We start from the raw sequence: 14540 nt of genomic DNA, 5'->3' as shown, positions 1-14540 counted from the left end.
TACGTATTATTCTTGAAATTACCTACTTTCAGCTATATACTCAAAGATGTCAGACTTCTGACGAGTGATTAAAAACGAAAATTTGAGTAAGTTGTAGCTAGAAGGGGAAAATACTGCATAGATTAATTATATTCAGTCATAGATACAATCAAATTAATTGAGTATAGTTAAAGCCTTGGTGGTTGTTATAGGACTACTAGATGCTCTTCTAGCAGATCGAATACAAAGCTAGTCGCAACAACGCCTAGGCTCAGCTGACTTTTGGAGGGATGATACACATGTCTGGACATACATATAAACGAATCTTCCTAATTGTGATGGATTCAGTAGGAATCGGTGAGGCACCCGATGCAAAAAAGTTTGGCGATGAGGGCTCGGATACTCTAGGGCATATCGCGGAAGCAAGAAATGGACTACATATGCCTAATATGGCAAAGCTAGGCTTGAGTAACATACGAGAAATCAAAGGGATTCCTGCTCAAGACAAACCATTAGCTTACTATACAAAAATGCAAGAAGCATCTAATGGAAAAGATACTATGACCGGACACTGGGAGATAATGGGGTTGCATATTGAAACACCATTCCAAGTTTTCCCTGAAGGGTTTCCAAAGGAACTTTTAGATGAAATTGAGAAACGGACAGGCCGTGGCATTTTAGGAAATAAACCAGCTTCAGGTACGGAAATCATTGATGAGCTTGGCGAAGAACATATGAAGACTGGTAAATTAATTATTTACACTTCAGCAGATTCAGTCTTACAAATTGCAGCCCATGAGGAAATAGTTCCAATAGAAGAACAATATAAAATATGTGAGATTGCACGCGAGTTGACACTTGATGAAAAATATATGGTAGGGCGCGTAATTGCTCGTCCATTTGTTGGGGAGCCAGGTAATTTTAGCAGGACTTCAAATCGTCATGATTATGCATTAAAGCCATTTGATCGAACTGTTATGAATGAGTTAAGTGATGGCGGATTTGACGTGATTGCGATTGGGAAGATATCCGATATATATGATGGTGAAGGGGTTACAAATACTCTTCGCACGAAGTCAAACATGGATGGCATGGACAAATTAGTTCAAACACTAGAAATGGACTTTACGGGCTTAAGCTTCTTAAACCTTGTAGATTTTGATGCGCTATTTGGACATCGACGTGATCCAGAAGGCTATGGAAAGGCTTTGGAGGAATATGACGCACGATTACCAGAAGTGTTTGAAAAGCTAAACGATGACGATTTATTAATCATCACTGCCGATCATGGGAATGATCCAACACATCCAGGTACGGATCATACACGTGAATATGTTCCGTTACTAGTGTATAACAAAAAAATGGATGGTGGCAGAGAAATTCCATTACGGACAAGTTTTGCTGATATTGGCGCAACGGTAGCGGACAATTTTAATGTAACTCTACCTAAACACGGAAAGAGCTTTCTTTCAGAGATTAACGGAGGAAATGAGAATGGATAAATTAGTTATAGAAAAATCAGTACAATATTTAAAAGAGAAAAGCCCATCTATTCCAGAAATTGGATTAATTTTAGGTTCAGGTCTTGGGGTATTAGCAGAAGAAATCGAAAATCCAATCAACGTTCCCTATGATCAGATTCCAGAGTTTCCGGTATCAACTGTAGAAGGGCATGCTGGCCAGCTTGTATTTGGAACATTACAAGGGAAATCAGTTGTAGCGATGCAAGGCCGTTTTCATTACTACGAGGGATATAGTCTTGATAAAGTTACCTTTCCCGTGCGTGTAATGAAAGAGCTTGGTGTAACTACATTAGTTGTAACCAATGCAGCGGGTGGAATTAATGAATCATTCCATGCAGGAGACCTAATGATTATATCCGACCATTTGAATTTTGGAGAAAATCCGCTTATCGGACCAAATGATTCGAAATTTGGACCAAGATTTCCAGATATGTCTGAAGCATATACAAAAGAACTTCGTACATTAGCAAAAGATGTAGCCAAGGAACTAAATATTGATATTAAAGAGGGTGTATATGTTGGTATGACAGGACCTTCTTATGAAACCCCTGCTGAAATTAGAATGCTACGTACCTTAGGTGGAGATGCTGTTGGTATGTCTACCGTACCAGAAGTAATTATTGCACGCCATGCAAATTTAAAGGTACTAGGGATATCATGTATCTCCAATATGGCTGCCGGAATATTAGACCAGCCACTAACACATGATGAAGTAATCGAGACAACTGAAAAGGTAAAGGCTGACTTTCTATCACTAGTAAAACAAGTCGTGAAGAAGATCTAAGAAATACAAAACCAATAGTTGAAAAAGGTGAATATACAATGAGAATGGTAGACCTTATCGAAAAAAAACGAGATGGTCAGGAGCTAACCAATGAGGAGATCTCCTTTATTATAAATGGATATACCAAAGGTGACATACCTGACTATCAAATGAGTGCTTTTACAATGGCCGTCTACTTTAAAGGCATGACAAAACAAGAACGTGCTGATTTTACAATGGCTATGGTACATTCTGGAGATACAATTGATCTTTCAAAAATTGAAGGAATAAAAGTTGATAAGCATAGTACAGGTGGGGTTGGCGATACAACTACATTGGTTCTTGCACCACTTGTTGCCTCGGTTGGTGTACCCGTTGCCAAAATGTCAGGGCGTGGTCTAGGGCATACAGGTGGAACGATTGATAAGCTCGAGTCAGTTTCAGGTTTCCATGTTGAGATAAATAATGATGAGTTTATTCATCTTGTCAATCAAAATAAGGTTGCGGTTATTGGTCAGAGTGGTAATTTAACACCTGCAGATAAAAAGCTTTATGCACTAAGGGATGTAACAGCAACAGTAAATAGTATCCCTTTGATTGCTAGTTCGATAATGAGTAAGAAAATTGCTGCTGGTGCAGATGCAATTGTACTTGATGTAAAAACGGGTGCAGGAGCTTTCATGAAAGATCTTGAGGATGCTAGAGAATTAGCTGAAACAATGGTTGAAATCGGAAAACGTGTTGGCAGAAATACGATGGCAATTATTTCTGATATGAGTCAACCTCTAGGTTTCGCAATTGGGAATGCTCTTGAAGTTAAAGAAGCGATCGATACTCTTAAGGGTGAAGGCCCAAAAGATTTACAAGAACTCTGTCTTGTGCTGGGGAGCCAAATGGTTGTACTTGCGAAGAAGGCAAATACTCTTGATGAAGCAAGAAAAATGCTAGAAGAATCCATTAACAATGGGAAGGCATTAGAGGCTTTCAAAACGTTCCTATCATCACAAGGAGGAGATCCTACTGTCGTCGATTCACCCGATAGATTGCCGCAGGCTACATATAAGTTTGAATTCAACGCAGAAACTGATGGATATATATCAGAAATCATAGCTGATTCAATTGGTACGGCTGCTATGTTATTAGGCGCTGGAAGAGCAACGAAGGAATCAACGATAGACTTGGCAGTGGGCTTAGTTTTACGAAAGAAGATTGGAGACAAAGTATCTAAAGGTGATACTCTTGTGACGATTCATAGCAATTTTGAAAAGATTGATGAAATCAAGAAGAAACTTTCTGAAAGTATACAAATTACTCAAAACCCAGTAACACCACCTACCTTAATTAAAGATAATATTTCTTAATTTACTCACTTTCCGAGGATAGAAATCCTCGGATTTTTTTTGTCTATTTCTATGTACAAACGGTTCTTAGGTCTAGAAATTCGCTTTCTAGAGGGATTAAAGCCTGCTTTTTTGATGTTTATATACTTGGAGCCTAAGACTGTGGGCCTACAACTTTCTATGTATAATTTTTGGTTTGTTGGAAAAAATGGGAAAGTATAAAGAATGGAGGGTTTGGAGATGAAACGCTTTTTTATTAATCTGTTAATTTTTACAATCATGATTTTTACTTTTAGCCCTTTCGCTTCTGCACAGGAATCCACTGTTGATCTAGCGAATAATGCAAAATCCGCAATACTTATTGAACGAGATACAGGGAAAATTCTTTACGAGAAAAATAGTGATGAAAAGCTTCCGCCAGCAAGTATGACGAAGATAATGACAATGCTCTTAATTATGGAAGCTCTTGATAAGGGTAGTATTACCTACTCTGACAAGGTTAGAACTAGTGAACACGCTGCATCGATGGGTGGATCACAAATTTTTCTTGAACCAGGCGAAGAAATGACAGTTGAAGAAATGTTAAAAGGAATTGCAATCGGTTCAGGCAATGACGCATCTGTTGCCATGGCAGAAAAGATAGCAGGTTCGGAAGAAGCTTTCGTTGAAATGATGAATGAAAAGGTTGAGGAATTGGGACTTAAAAATACATTATTTCAAAATCCAACTGGCCTTCCTGCTGAAAACCATTATAGTTCTGCACACGATATGGCAATCATGTCAAAGGAATTGCTAAAATATGAGGATATTACAAACTTCACAGGAAAATATGAAGATTATTTACGTGAGGACTCAGAAGATAAGTTTTGGTTAGTAAATACAAATCGACTTGTGAGATTTTATCCTGGAGTAGATGGTTTAAAGACAGGTTTTACTACTGAAGCGAAATATTGTCTTACAGCAACAGCTGAAAAAGAGGATATGCGTTTAATATCAGTCATTTTTGGTGCACCGACTCCAAAGGAGCGTAATGCGCAGGTGACAAAAATGCTGGATTATGGGTTTAGTCAATATAAGACACATCCACTTTATGAGCGTAACCAAGAGGTCGCAGATGCAAAGGTTAGCAAAGGTAGCGAAAAGAAAGTTAAGCTTGTTACCTCTGAGCAAATATCACTATTAACAAAAAAAGGTGAAAAAATAGATGATGTCAAACAAGAAATTGTTGTCGCAGATAAAATAAATGCACCAATTAAAAAAGGTGACGAAATTGGTAAATTAGTGATTAAAAAAGATGGCAAGGTTCTTAGTGAAAGCCCTCTTGTAGCAGCTGAGAATATTGATTCTGCTAGCTGGTGGAAATTATTTAAACGCACAATGGGAAGTTTTAATAAGACTCCTTAAGCAGGTAGTTTATTGTGTCTAGCGCAAGCAACCTAGCCCCACGAGGTCAAAACCCAATCTGTCAAGAAGGTAAATAAACGCGCCTTTTGACAGCTCGTCTAGTGCTTGTGTGAATTGTTATAGACGCTTGCGCATTACAGATTTTTTTGCCGAATGAGCACTAGTTTTGTCATGTAGAAGGATTCCTTCATGTTAATAGCGAAAAGACTCACTATACGATTTTTTAAGGAGGCATTGTAAAGTGAGTCTTGGTATTGAACTTGAGGTAAAAAGCAATGTGTTATGTATTCGGCTAACTGGTGAGCTAGATCATCATACAGCAGAAGAATTAAGAGTAAAAGTTACAGATATAATTGAGAATAATCAAATTAATCACATCCTGCTGAATCTTGAAAAGCTTACATTTATGGATAGCTCAGGATTGGGTGTTATTTTAGGAAGATACAAGCAAATCAAAAACCTTGGTGGAGAAATGGTCGTATGTTCTATATCTCTACAAGTAGAACGCTTATTTGAGATGTCTGGACTCTTCAAGATTATTCGTTTAGAGCGTGATGAATCTTTTGCGCTTCAGTCATTGGGGGTGGCATAAGTATGAAAAACGAAATGCACCTTCAATTTTCCGCACTAAGCCAAAATGAATCATTTGCTCGAGTTGCCGTGGCAGCTTTTATTACACAACTAGATCCAACCTTAGACGAACTTACTGAGATAAAGACTGTCGTATCTGAAGCCGTAACAAACTCAATTATTCATGGATATGAAAGTGACCCAAATGGAATTGTTTATATCTCATGTAAAATTGAAGAAGGAACTGTTTATATTACCATTAGAGATGAAGGTATTGGAATTAACGATCTCGAGGAAGCAAGGCAGCCATTGTTTACGACAAAGCCTGAGCTTGAAAGGTCTGGTATGGGCTTTACAATTATGGAGAATTTCATGGATGAGTTTGAAGTGGAAACAGGTTCAAGTTTAGGTACAACTTTACGGCTAACAAAGCATTTATCAAAGAGTAAAGCGTTATGCAATTAAGGAGACTTGCCAATGGATGTGGAGGTCAAGAACAACAAAAGTGAAACGTATTTAAAGGACAATGAGGTTAAGAAATTAATTAAACTTAGCCAAGAGGGACGACAGGAAGCAAGAGACTTAATCGTCCAAAAAAACATGAGGTTAGTTTGGTCTGTTGTACAACGATTTTTAAATCGAGGCTATGAACCAGATGACTTATTTCAAATAGGCTGCATCGGATTAATAAAATCTGTTGATAAATTTGATTTATCTTATGATGTCAAATTCTCAACCTATGCTGTACCAATGATTATCGGAGAAATTCAACGATTTATTCGGGATGATGGTACGGTAAAGGTAAGTCGGTCATTAAAGGAAACTGGCAATAAAATTCGTAAAGCAAGGGATGAATTATCGAAACAGTTTGGAAGAGTACCGACTATTAATGAAATTGCTGAATTCTTGGAAATAACACCAGAGGATGTTGTATTAGCGCAAGATGCAAGTCGGGCACCCTCGTCTATCCACGAAACTGTATATGAAAATGACGGAGATCCAATTACATTACTTGATCAGATTGCTGATAATAATGAAACGAAATGGTTTGATAAAATAGCGTTAAAGGAAGCAATACGCGAATTAGATGAACGTGAGCGGTTAATTGTTTTCCTTCGCTATTACAAAGATCAAACTCAGTCTGAAGTAGCAACAAGACTTGGTATATCACAGGTACAGGTATCAAGGCTAGAAAAGAAAATATTGCAACAAATGAAAGACCGAATGGATGAATAATCCATTCGGTTTTTTTGTGTGCAATAACTGCGAAATTAACTATTCACACAGACTCCTCATGAATATTGAATGCAGCAACAATAAATCTCCACCTTAATTTGGTGGTAATTACTGGAGTTCGTTGTGTTATCGCATTAGAAAAACAAGATTTAACATACTACATATATAAGGAAAACAATGTGTAGGGTGTGAAAGTGATGGAAAAATCAATCTATGTTAGAATGCGCCATCGCGTACAGGTAAAACCCAATGCAACTGTAAAAATTGGACAAATTGTACAGATCAGTGCCGAAGAAGAAGTCGAGAAGGTTATTAAAAATATTACTATTCATGAAGTTAGTAAAAAAGATAAAAACATTGTAGTGATTGATGTAATGAAAGTGATACATCAAATAAGGAGGCGTTTTCCGGACTCTGACATACAGACTGTTGGTCCTGCACAGACCATAGTTGAAATTGTCATTAAGAAAAAACGATATGCGCCAGCACTATTTGTAGCTGTTTGGTTTTTATTATTTGTGGGAGCAGCACTTACCATGATGAACTTTCATGAAGATGTATCCATGCGAGAAGTACATCTCCGTATCTATATGATGATTACAGGAGAGGAAATAGCAAAACCACTACTGTTTCAGATCCCTTATTCGATTGGATTAGGCTTAGGTATGATATTATTTTTCAATCATTTTTTCCGTAAACGTCTGAATGAGGAACCAAGTCCACTTGAAGTTGAAATGTTCAATTACCAACAGGATTTAGATAACTACCTAATCATGACAGAAAACAAAGAAAGCATGAAACATATCGATGACCATTAAAGTGCTTCTTATTATCTTTATTGGTCTCGCAAGTGGATTTGCGGTCGGAGGCGGTTTTGTAGCATTTTTGACTGTATTAGGGATTATACCGAGGCTTACACAATTGACCAAAACAATGAAATTCATTCGGTTCTATGAATGGGGTGTAGTACTTGGAGCAGTATTTGGTGGTTGGTTTACACTTAACGACCAAATCTTTAATTTGTGGGGTATGTTAGTAATTCCTGTTGGGTTAGCAAGTGGTATATTCGTTGGAATGTTGGCAGCAGCCCTTACGGAGGTACTAAATGTGTTTCCTATTATTGCAAAGCGTATTGGTATTGAGGGTAAAATTGTGATTTTGGTAATGGCCATTGTTTTTGGAAAGATTGCGGGGTCATTATTTCAATGGATCTATTACGTAAAATAGGCAAAAGGAGTGAACTACATTGGCTTCAAAGAAAAAGATAAAAGACGATTACAAAAATAGTATAAAGAAGTTCCACCCAAAGCCACCTTATCTTCTAAATTGCTTAAAAGCATTTTTAGTGGGAGGAGCCATTTGTTGTTTTGGTCAAGGCATCCAAAACTTTTACATGACCGTGTTTCACTTCTCTGAAAAAGATGTAGGCAATCCAACAGTTGCTACGTTAATCCTAATTTCATCGATATTGACGGGACTTGGGCTATATGACAAACTCGGACAATTTGCTGGTGCAGGTTCTGCAGTTCCTGTTACGGGATTTGCGAATTCAATGACAAGTGCAGCCATGGAGTATAAAAGTGAAGGAATTGTATTAGGAATTGCAACAAATATGTTTAAGTTAGCGGGAAGTGTAATTGTTTTTGGAGCAGTTTCTGCGTATATAGTTGGGATTATTCGTTACTTCTTTAATCACACAATATCCTGATTAAATAAAGGGGTGGAGACAGATGAAGCTAGTTGGAAAACAAACATGGGTATTTGAGAATCAAATATTCTTAAATTCAACAGGGACAGCCGTAGGACCAAAAGAGGCAAAAGGTCCATTAGGTACCACCTTTGATAAAAAATATGATGACTTACATTGTGGAGAGGATTCATGGGAGTTTGCGGAGCGAAGGTTGATGGAAGAATCCATAGAAACATGTCTCCAGAAAGTTGACCTAACAAATGAAGACATTGATTTGTTTTTAGCAGGTGACTTGCTAAATCAAAACGTAACGACTAACTATGCAGCTAGACGTCATCAAATTCCTCTTCTATGTATGTTTGGGGCTTGCTCGACATCAATGGAGACACTAGCTGTCGGCTCAGCGCTGGTAGATGGTGGATTTGCGAACAGAATCCTCGCATCAACAAGTAGTCACAATGCTACCGCAGAAAGACAATTCCGTTATCCAACGGAATATGGTGGACAAAAGCCAGATACTGCAACCTTTACGGCTACTGGTGCGGGAACGGCACTCGTAAGTAAAGAAAAAGGCCCGATTCGAATTACATCAGCAACGATAGGAAGAGTTGTGGACTTAGGGATAACAAATCCTTTCGATATGGGTTCTGCCATGGCTCCAGCTGCAGCAGACACGATTACGCGTCATTTCAAGGACCTAAATATAGATCAAAATGAGTATGACTTAATTGCAACGGGTGACCTTTCGGGTATCGGAAGCCCAATTCTTAAAGAATTGATGAAAGAGGAAGGGTATGATTTGGGTACAATTCACAATGATTGTGGTCTCATGCTTTATCATTCAGACCAAGAGGTGTTTGCGGGAGGAAGTGGTTGTGCTTGCTCCGCCATCGTCACATACGGTCACCTGATAAAAGAATTAATTAGTGGTAGTTTAAATAAGATTTTTGTGGTGGCTACTGGAGCACTGCTTAATCCAACAATGATACAGCAAAAGGAATCGATTCCTACAATCGCACATGGCGTGGTATTGGAACGAGTCCAAGGTGGTGAGTAGGGATGGAATATTTATATGCATTTTTAGTCGGTGGAGCAATATGTGTAGTAGGGCAGCTATTACTGGACTTTGCTAAATTAACTCCAGCACATGTCATGAGTATATTTGTTGTATTAGGGTCGATATTGGATGGTTTTAATTTATATGATAATTTAATTAGATTTGCTGGGGCTGGGGCTACTGTGCCGATTACAAGCTTTGGTCATTCACTTTTACACGGCGCCATGCAAAGCGCTGAGGAACATGGATTTATAGGAATTGGAATGGGAATATTTGAGTTGACATCGGCAGGTATTTCGTCCGCAATCTTGTTCTCTTTCATAGTTGCACTGATATTCAGAGCGAAAGGATAGGATATATGGAGCAAGCTAGAAGAAAAGTTATTCTAGTTACTGATGGAGATGAATATGCACTAAAAACATTAGAATATATTTCGAAAGAGGTTGGAGGTCGTTGTATTTCAAAATCTCATGGCAATCCGACCGTCCTAACTGGAGAGGAAATGGTGAATTTAATCCTTAAGACTCCATATGACCCTGTGTTTGTGATGTTTGACGATAGTGGTTATCTAGGAGAAGGGTCGGGAGAACGAGCCATGAAGTATGTCGCAAAGCATCCACAAATAGATGTGCTAGGGGTTATTGCCGTGGCATCGAAAACCCATCAAACTGAATGGGCAAAGGTAAATGTAAGTATTGACAGAGACGGAAACTTAACCGAATACGGGGTAGATAAAAGCGGGATCTCAGAGCACGATATTGGCCGGATTAATGGAGATACTGTCTATTGCCTAGATGAACTGGATGTGCCGATTATTGTAGGTATTGGAGATATTGGGAAGATGGCACGAAAGGATGACATTAAAGTCGGCGCCCCGATTACAAGAAAAGCAGTTGAGCTCATACTCGAAAGGAGTGGTTATGATCGGACAAGAAAAGATGAAGACTCCAATCTCTCCTGACATAGAAATAAATAAACAATTTTTTGAAACACATATTGGCATAGGTACCGGCAGCTTTGATGTCGGAGTAAGAAAGATAAAAATCTTGAAAAAAGATGTTCATATCTATTATTTGAATGGCCTGTGTGACACGTCTTTTATCATTCAGCTATTAAAAGAATTAGTTAATATTAATGATAAAGAGAAAAATTCCTATCAAGCCTTCCAAGTAATTGAGAATAGACTTGTCCATCAGCAAGTGAGTCCAATAAAAAATTTAGATGAGGCGGTAGATAATTTATTATCGGGCCTTATCTTGATTTTAATTGAAGGTGAAGATTCTGGATTTGCCGTTGATGTACGGAGCTATCCAGGAAGAACACCACAGGAGCCCGATACAGAAAAAGTTATCCGTGGTTCAAGGGACGGCTATGTTGAGAACATCGTAGTTAATTGTGCATTAACAAGGAGAAGGATAAGAGATGAAAGACTTCGCCATGAGATTTTACAGGTTGGTGAAAGATCTAAAACAGATATTTGTGTCTCTTATATTAAAGATGTAGCAGATCCTAATTTAGTTGAAATTATCAAAAAGGAACTGCAGAATATTAGAGTCGATGGGTTAACAATGGCAGATAAGACAATCGAAGAATTTATTGTTAATCAAGGGTTTAACCCTTATCCATTGGTAAGATATACTGAACGTCCCGATGTTGCAGCAAATCATTTACTTGAAGGCCATGTAGTAATAATGGTCGATACTTCACCAAGTGTGATCATTACACCGACAACAATTTTCCATCACGTACAGCATGCTGAAGAATATCGACAGGCACCTGCGGTTGGGACATTATTAAGGTGGACGAGGTTTCTTGGAATATTGGCATCCATTTATCTTCTCCCTTTTTGGTTTTTACTGGTATTAGAGCCAGACATGATACCTAGTGCAATTGATTATATTGGACCAAATGAAAAATCAAATATTCCTATTGTTGTGCAAATATTTTTGGCAGATATGGGTATTGAATTCTTACGTATGGCAGCTATACATACGCCTACACCTCTATCAACGGCGATGGGTTTAATTGCAGCAGCCTTAATTGGTCAAATTGCAATCGATGTAGGCCTATTTACACCAGAAGTAATACTTTATGTCGCGCTTGCTGCAATTGGTACATTTGCTACACCGAGTTATGAATTGAGTGCTGCGAATAAAATAGCGAGACTCTTTTTATTAGTTGTTGTAGCTATATTTAAAGTGCCAGGCTTTATTATCGGATGTACGCTATACTTCCTAATATTAGCAAATATTCGTTCCTTGAATACTCCATATTTATGGCCATTTCTGCCGTTCAATCCTAAGGCATTTTTGCAGATTTTGATTCGTACTTCAGTGCCAGGAGCTAAATTAAGACCAAGCATTGTACACCCTCAAAAACCTTTTAAACAATAGTTGCACCATATAAAACGTTGTGTTAAATTATTTATAACTTTAATCAGCTAAAGTTACCGTTTCTATTAATGGTGAAGCTGATAAATAATGACATGAGCGCAACTAAAACGGTGCTTTTTAATTGTACTTTTGTATGAAGGAATGAGGGGAAATAGATGTTTTTGCATGGCACAAGTCAAGTAAATGAAAAAGGTCACCTTGAAATTGGTGGAGTTGACACAGTTGAATTAGCGAAACAATACGGAACACCTTTATATGTATACGATGTGGCGCTCATAAGAGAACGGGCAAGAAGCTTTCGAAATACATTTGAGCGGTTAAATATTAATGCACAGGTGGCCTATGCAAGTAAAGCGTTTTCTACTATTGCGATGATTCAGCTTGCTGATGAAGAGGGGCTATCCTTGGATGTAGTTTCTGGTGGTGAGTTATTTACTGCATTGCAAGCAGGTTTTCCAGCAGAACGTATACATTTTCACGGAAATAATAAAAGCTTTGAAGAACTTGATATGGCAGTTAAGAACGAAATTGGATGTATTGTTGTTGATAATTTCTCTGAAATTTCATTGCTTGAACAAGTTTGTATGGCAAATGGTACAAAAATGCAGATTCTGTTACGAGTAACACCGGGGATAGAAGCACATACCCATGATTATATTTTAACTGGCCAAGAAGACTCTAAATTTGGATTCGGGCTGGAAAATGGACAGGCTGACCAAGCTGTTGAGCAAGTACTTAATTCAGAATTCTTAACCTTATTAGGGATTCATTCTCACATTGGTTCACAGATATTTGAAACAACTGGATTTTTAGTAGCAGCAGGTAAAATGTTTGCAAAGCTAAAAGAGTGGAAAGATAAGTTTCAGTTTACACCTAGTGTTCTAAATTTAGGTGGTGGATTTGGAATTCGATACACAGATGAGGATGACCCAATACCAGTATCAAAATACGTAGAAGAAATTATCGGTGAAGTGAAGAAACATGCTGATCATTTATCGATTGATATTCCAGAAATTTGGATTGAACCAGGTAGATCTATTGTTGGAGATGCAGGAACAACGATTTATTCTGTAGGCTCTAGAAAAGAAGTACCAAATATCCGACAATATTTAGCGATTGATGGCGGAATGACAGACAATATTAGACCGGCATTATACCAGGCGAAATATGAGGCGGTATTAGCAAATCGTGTAATGGATGAGGTTGAGGAAACCGTTTCGATTGCTGGGAAATGCTGTGAATCTGGAGATATGCTAATTTGGGATTTACCGTTGCCAAAAGCAAATTCGGAAGATATGTTGGCAGTATTTTGTACAGGTGCATATGGATATTCAATGGCAAATAACTATAATCGTATTCCAAGACCTGCAGTTGTTTTCGTAGAAAATGGAGAAGCTCAACTTGTTGTCCAGCGTGAAAGCTACGAGGATTTAGTTCGCTTAGATATCCCGTTAAAATCCAAAGTGATTGACTAATTGAAATAAGTAAAACCCACGATTTCGTGGGTTTTTTGCATCCTTTATTTAAAAAGATTCTTAATCGCATCGATTAGGTTAGTAAAGAATTCTTTTAGTTTATCTAGGAAGTTTTGTCCTTCATCAGATTCGAGGAAACCTGTGAGCTTTTCCTTAGCCAAATTTAATTGCTCCCCAACCTGATTCCAGTCAATATTAAGTTCCATTAACTTTGTAAATAGATCCATGAGACGTTGAATGTCCTCATCAGATAACGTGATTCCTAAGTCATTTGCAGCATTTATAATAATGGTCCGAAGCTCTTCGTCATTTTGTGGAGCATTTTTAGATATTTCATCTTTAATTTTTGCCATTAACGCTGAAGCATCTTCTGCTCCGAATTTTTCACTTAACTTTGTTGTTTCCACCATTTCTTCATTGGCAGCCTGCTTCACATCTTCCGGAATAGCCTTATCAGATGAGATCTCATAGGCTTTAATAATACCCGTTAGTGCAGCAGTTCCTGAAACAGTTCCAGGCGCGGTTACATAAATTTTTGCATCCTTAACGCCGGCAGTGATTAAAGCATTTGCGTACATTTCTTCTGTAATTAAGGTTATGTCTTCTGTGATTGTTACATCTAAGCCTGAACCCTTTTCTCCTATTGTAATGGAGGCAGAGGAAAGTGCTTTATTACCAATCCTGGCTTTTGGAATGTACCTACCAAGATATTGATGTTCTTCTTCATTGGTAACAACTACAATTTGAGGGTTATCAGGTGCATTCATTTCTTTTAGTATTGATTGTTTCTCACTCTCTGTTAAATCCTGTCCTAGTGTAATGATAACATCACCTGGTGCAGCATCTGCATAGCTTAGAGTTGGAAGTAAGAGTGTAAAAACGAGTAAAAACGAGAGTAGACGTGTAGTACTCAATTTAGTAGCCTCCTTTATCTGTTTGCGAAAATAGACTTATCAATCATTTATTATTATACAGTAGATGGTACTAAATAAATCGTTTATAGACGATTTAGGATGTAAGGCCTCCCTTCATATTGGATTATTGATTTTATTTATAGTAAAATGAACACGTTCAATACATATTGACGAATAGAAATGAGCGGAGGTTTCA

16 protein-coding genes are annotated in these 14540 nt (G+C 37.9%); 15 read left to right on the top strand and 1 reads right to left on the bottom strand.

What is annotated here, in order from left to right; all coding sequences use genetic code 11:
- The first annotated feature begins 278 nt into the window (after positions 1-278).
- From deoB to lysA, 15 genes are all read left to right on the top strand, one after another.
- Positions 279-1481, top strand: coding sequence for a phosphopentomutase (deoB, locus tag ACWNMY_RS03130; RefSeq protein ID WP_449536831.1), 1203 nt, complete (start codon positions 279-281; stop codon positions 1479-1481).
- On the top strand, positions 1474-2286 hold the full coding sequence (locus ACWNMY_RS03125; RefSeq protein ID WP_449536830.1) for a purine-nucleoside phosphorylase: 813 nt from the start codon (positions 1474-1476) through the stop codon (positions 2284-2286). Before deoB ends, ACWNMY_RS03125 begins: the two co-directional genes overlap by 8 nt.
- Before the next feature lie 38 nt (positions 2287-2324).
- Positions 2325-3626 (top strand): pyrimidine-nucleoside phosphorylase, encoded by a 1302-nt coding sequence (locus ACWNMY_RS03120; protein ID WP_449536829.1) that lies wholly within the window; start codon positions 2325-2327, stop codon positions 3624-3626.
- A gap of 219 nt (positions 3627-3845) precedes the next feature.
- Positions 3846-5009: a D-alanyl-D-alanine carboxypeptidase family protein gene (locus tag ACWNMY_RS03115; protein ID WP_449536828.1), complete on the top strand. Its 1164-nt coding sequence runs from the start codon at positions 3846-3848 to the stop codon at positions 5007-5009.
- Positions 5010-5250: 241 nt separating this feature from the next.
- The gene (gene spoIIAA / locus ACWNMY_RS03110; protein WP_449536827.1) at positions 5251-5601 is read left to right on the top strand and encodes an anti-sigma F factor antagonist; all 351 of its coding nucleotides are present in this window, start codon (positions 5251-5253) and stop codon (positions 5599-5601) included.
- A 2-nt stretch (positions 5602-5603) separates the two neighbouring features.
- The gene (spoIIAB, locus tag ACWNMY_RS03105; RefSeq protein ID WP_449536826.1) at positions 5604-6044 is read left to right on the top strand and encodes an anti-sigma F factor; all 441 of its coding nucleotides are present in this window, start codon (positions 5604-5606) and stop codon (positions 6042-6044) included.
- A 12-nt stretch (positions 6045-6056) separates the two neighbouring features.
- Positions 6057-6815, top strand: a complete 759-nt coding sequence (gene sigF / locus ACWNMY_RS03100; RefSeq protein ID WP_449536825.1) for an RNA polymerase sporulation sigma factor SigF — start codon at positions 6057-6059, stop codon at positions 6813-6815.
- Positions 6816-7012: 197 nt separating this feature from the next.
- Positions 7013-7633, top strand: coding sequence for a stage V sporulation protein AA (locus tag ACWNMY_RS03095; RefSeq protein ID WP_449536824.1), 621 nt, complete (start codon positions 7013-7015; stop codon positions 7631-7633).
- Positions 7623-8042, top strand: coding sequence for a stage V sporulation protein AB (locus ACWNMY_RS03090; RefSeq protein WP_449536823.1), 420 nt, complete (start codon positions 7623-7625; stop codon positions 8040-8042). Before ACWNMY_RS03095 ends, ACWNMY_RS03090 begins: the two co-directional genes overlap by 11 nt.
- Positions 8043-8061: 19 nt before the next feature.
- Positions 8062-8523, top strand: a complete 462-nt coding sequence (gene spoVAC, locus ACWNMY_RS03085; protein WP_449536822.1) for a stage V sporulation protein AC — start codon at positions 8062-8064, stop codon at positions 8521-8523.
- A gap of 22 nt (positions 8524-8545) precedes the next feature.
- Positions 8546-9562, top strand: coding sequence for a stage V sporulation protein AD (gene spoVAD, locus ACWNMY_RS03080; protein WP_449536821.1), 1017 nt, complete (start codon positions 8546-8548; stop codon positions 9560-9562).
- Between the two features lie 2 nt (positions 9563-9564).
- A complete protein-coding gene (spoVAE, locus tag ACWNMY_RS03075) occupies positions 9565-9915 on the top strand; it encodes a stage V sporulation protein AE (RefSeq protein ID WP_449536820.1) in 351 nt (116 codons plus the stop codon).
- Positions 9916-9920: 5 nt separating this feature from the next.
- Positions 9921-10523: a stage V sporulation protein AE gene (locus ACWNMY_RS03070; RefSeq protein ID WP_449536819.1), complete on the top strand. Its 603-nt coding sequence runs from the start codon at positions 9921-9923 to the stop codon at positions 10521-10523.
- The gene (locus ACWNMY_RS03065) at positions 10483-11955 is read left to right on the top strand and encodes a spore germination protein (protein ID WP_449536818.1); all 1473 of its coding nucleotides are present in this window, start codon (positions 10483-10485) and stop codon (positions 11953-11955) included. Before ACWNMY_RS03070 ends, ACWNMY_RS03065 begins: the two co-directional genes overlap by 41 nt.
- Before the next feature lie 155 nt (positions 11956-12110).
- Positions 12111-13430, top strand: a complete 1320-nt coding sequence (gene lysA, locus ACWNMY_RS03060; RefSeq protein WP_449536817.1) for a diaminopimelate decarboxylase — start codon at positions 12111-12113, stop codon at positions 13428-13430.
- 44 nt (positions 13431-13474) lie between these two features.
- Here lysA and ACWNMY_RS03055 read toward each other — a convergent pair whose 3' ends face one another.
- Positions 13475-14344 carry a DUF1002 domain-containing protein gene (locus ACWNMY_RS03055; RefSeq protein ID WP_449536816.1) on the bottom strand — a complete coding sequence of 290 codons (870 nt, stop codon included), beginning with the start codon at positions 14342-14344 and terminating at the stop codon, positions 13475-13477.
- Positions 14345-14540: the final 196 nt, after the last annotated feature.

It is taken from the genome of Ferdinandcohnia sp. Marseille-Q9671 (genome assembly GCF_976954385.1).
Note: the sequence above shows the minus strand (reverse complement) of the source record. Positions and strands in the feature narration are given on the sequence as shown.

Bases quoted from the DNA above. Each gene is read 5' to 3' on its own strand.
- deoB (WP_449536831.1), top strand. From the start codon at position 279: ATGTCTGGACATACATATAAACGAATCTTCCTAATTGTGATGGATTCA.
- ACWNMY_RS03125 (WP_449536830.1), top strand. From the start codon at position 1,474: ATGGATAAATTAGTTATAGAAAAATCAGTACAATATTTAAAAGAGAAA.
- ACWNMY_RS03120 (WP_449536829.1), top strand. From the start codon at position 2,325: ATGAGAATGGTAGACCTTATCGAAAAAAAACGAGATGGTCAGGAGCTA.
- ACWNMY_RS03115 (WP_449536828.1), top strand. From the start codon at position 3,846: ATGAAACGCTTTTTTATTAATCTGTTAATTTTTACAATCATGATTTTT.
- spoIIAB (WP_449536826.1), top strand. From the start codon at position 5,604: ATGAAAAACGAAATGCACCTTCAATTTTCCGCACTAAGCCAAAATGAA.
- sigF (WP_449536825.1), top strand. From the start codon at position 6,057: ATGGATGTGGAGGTCAAGAACAACAAAAGTGAAACGTATTTAAAGGAC.
- ACWNMY_RS03095 (WP_449536824.1), top strand. From the start codon at position 7,013: ATGGAAAAATCAATCTATGTTAGAATGCGCCATCGCGTACAGGTAAAA.
- ACWNMY_RS03090 (WP_449536823.1), top strand. From the start codon at position 7,623: ATGACCATTAAAGTGCTTCTTATTATCTTTATTGGTCTCGCAAGTGGA.
- spoVAD (WP_449536821.1), top strand. From the start codon at position 8,546: ATGAAGCTAGTTGGAAAACAAACATGGGTATTTGAGAATCAAATATTC.
- spoVAE (WP_449536820.1), top strand. From the start codon at position 9,565: ATGGAATATTTATATGCATTTTTAGTCGGTGGAGCAATATGTGTAGTA.
- ACWNMY_RS03070 (WP_449536819.1), top strand. From the start codon at position 9,921: ATGGAGCAAGCTAGAAGAAAAGTTATTCTAGTTACTGATGGAGATGAA.
- ACWNMY_RS03065 (WP_449536818.1), top strand. From the start codon at position 10,483: ATGATCGGACAAGAAAAGATGAAGACTCCAATCTCTCCTGACATAGAA.
- lysA (WP_449536817.1), top strand. From the start codon at position 12,111: ATGTTTTTGCATGGCACAAGTCAAGTAAATGAAAAAGGTCACCTTGAA.